The sequence below is a fragment of the Nocardioides sp. genome (assembly GCF_024509035.1).
Lineage (GTDB): Bacteria > Actinomycetota > Actinomycetes > Propionibacteriales > Nocardioidaceae > Nocardioides.
Genome location: NZ_JANINT010000396.1, coordinates 1 through 1,667, shown reverse-complemented (window position 1 = coordinate 1,667; position 1,667 = coordinate 1). Strand labels below are relative to the sequence as shown.

Here is a 1,667-nt window from a genome sequence, read left to right as displayed (position 1 = left end):
GGCATGCCGGCCTGGGCCCGCGACGGCAAGGTCGTGTGCTTCTTCAAGCCCGCGTCCAAGTTCGGCGCCCGCTACTCGAACTTCGGCTTCAACGACGCCGCGCACCTCGACGACGGGCAGATGTGGCCCACGGAGTACGCGCTGCTCGCGATCGGCGACGCCGAGGCGGAGCGGATCGAGCAGCTGGTCGCGCAGGCGGCGGGCTAGCCCGCGGCGACCACGGCGCCGCTCCCGGTGTGGACGACGGCGCCGAGGTCCTCGCCGTACCAGTCCTCGCCGCGGATCTCAGACATCGACGGTGCCGCCCATGCGCCAGTAGACGCCGGACTCGCGGGCCAGGAAGCCGTTCTCGACGAGGTAACGCCGCAGGGCGGCGTAGTCGGGGTGGATGCGCTTGAGCAGGAGGTTCACCTCCGCCTCCTCGTAGCGCTGCCCGGGCTCGAACTCCTGGGCCAGCCGGTCGAGCACGACCAGCAGCTTGCCGTGCCTGCTCGGGATCGTGTGCAGGGTGCCGTCCTCGGCGAAGAACGCCTTCAGGACCCGGTCGTCGGTCACGTCTTCTTCCTCGGGGTCAGCTTCAGCAGCGCGCGCGGCCAGACCGCGGTCGACAGCCCGCCGCCGACCGAGCGCTGCTCGAAGTGGAGGTGGCAGCCGTCGGGTGCGCCCCGGTCGTTGGCGCGAGCGAACAGGGTGCCCTTCGGGACCATCTCGCCCTCGTGGACGTAGACCTTCCTGGTGTGGCCGATCACCAGGTCGAAGTGCTTCTTGCGGTTGCGCGCCCTGGAACCACGGGGACGTGTAGTAGGTCTTGTCCTGGGAGTAGAACACCCAGCGCGGATCACCCGCGCGCGCCGGACCGGCGAGGGTGGCGGCGAGCAGCAAGGCGAGGACGAGCGCTCCGAGACGTCGCATGCGGTCAACCTAACCGCCAGGACCTCACGATGCGCGAGGAATCCGGCTGGTACCACGCGAGGTCCAGCCGCTCGGCCCGGCAGGACGTCGGCAGCATGCCGTCCAGCAGCGCGAGCGTGGACTCGACGGTGACCTCGACGGAGACCTGGTCCAGCGTCAGGTGCGGGATCGCGTCGAACCTGCCGGCGTACGGCGGGAACCCGGGGAACTCCGCCACGAGCCGCGCGGTCAGCTTGCGGAACCCCTCGTCGGGCTCGGGCAGCAGGTGCAGCATCCCGTCCGGGAACCGCCCGATCCGCTCCAGCACGAAGTCGAACGGCTCGGTCTCCGCGGCGACCGCGGCGACCCGCCGCTCGACGTCCTCGGTCAGCTCGTCGACGAACGGCCCGAGCGCGGTCACGTGGGCGTGCACGTACGCCGGGCCGACGCCGAGGTACGACGGGTCGTAGTGCGCGGTCCGCCCCCGGACGTACTCCTCCAGCGGCGGCACCGGCACCTGCAGCACGGAGTGGCCCGGGTACACGGCCGCGATCCTGTCAGACCGTGCGGTGGTCGCGCCGGAGCTCCGCGAGGCGTTCGCGGAGGTCCGGGTCGTTCATCACCAGCCAGACCAGCCCGCAGTCCTCGGGCCCGGACACGCCCGGTTCACACAGCGAGCACGGCTCACCGATCCGGATCGGGCACCTCGGGACGGGCTTCCCCACGCCGTCGACGCTAGGCCGGCGCGAGCGGCACCAGTAGGGGCGAAGGTCACC

The 1,667-nt window shown here is 71.4% G+C and carries 4 protein-coding genes and 1 pseudogene; 1 reads left to right on the top strand and 4 read right to left on the bottom strand.

What is annotated here, in order from left to right; genetic code table 11:
• Window positions 1-207, top strand: a pseudogene (locus Q0L15_RS22160) (hypothetical protein); the annotation flags it as partial.
• Between the two features lie 78 nt (window positions 208-285).
• Here Q0L15_RS22160 and Q0L15_RS22155 read toward each other — a convergent pair.
• From Q0L15_RS22155 to Q0L15_RS22140, 4 genes are all read right to left on the bottom strand, one after another.
• Window positions 286-555 carry a DUF2087 domain-containing protein gene (locus Q0L15_RS22155; protein ID WP_296607015.1) on the bottom strand — a complete coding sequence of 90 codons (270 nt, stop codon included), beginning with the start codon at window positions 553-555 and terminating at the stop codon, window positions 286-288.
• Window positions 552-749 (bottom strand): hypothetical protein, encoded by a 198-nt coding sequence (locus Q0L15_RS22150; RefSeq protein ID WP_296607013.1) that lies wholly within the window; start codon window positions 747-749, stop codon window positions 552-554. The genes Q0L15_RS22155 and Q0L15_RS22150 overlap by 4 nt, the downstream gene beginning before the upstream one ends.
• A gap of 167 nt (window positions 750-916) precedes the next feature.
• Window positions 917-1,435, bottom strand: a complete 519-nt coding sequence (locus tag Q0L15_RS22145; protein ID WP_296607012.1) for a 2'-5' RNA ligase family protein — start codon at window positions 1,433-1,435, stop codon at window positions 917-919.
• A gap of 13 nt (window positions 1,436-1,448) precedes the next feature.
• On the bottom strand, window positions 1,449-1,616 hold the full coding sequence (locus Q0L15_RS22140) for a DUF6767 domain-containing protein (protein ID WP_296607010.1): 168 nt from the start codon (window positions 1,614-1,616) through the stop codon (window positions 1,449-1,451).
• Window positions 1,617-1,667 lie beyond the last annotated feature (51 nt).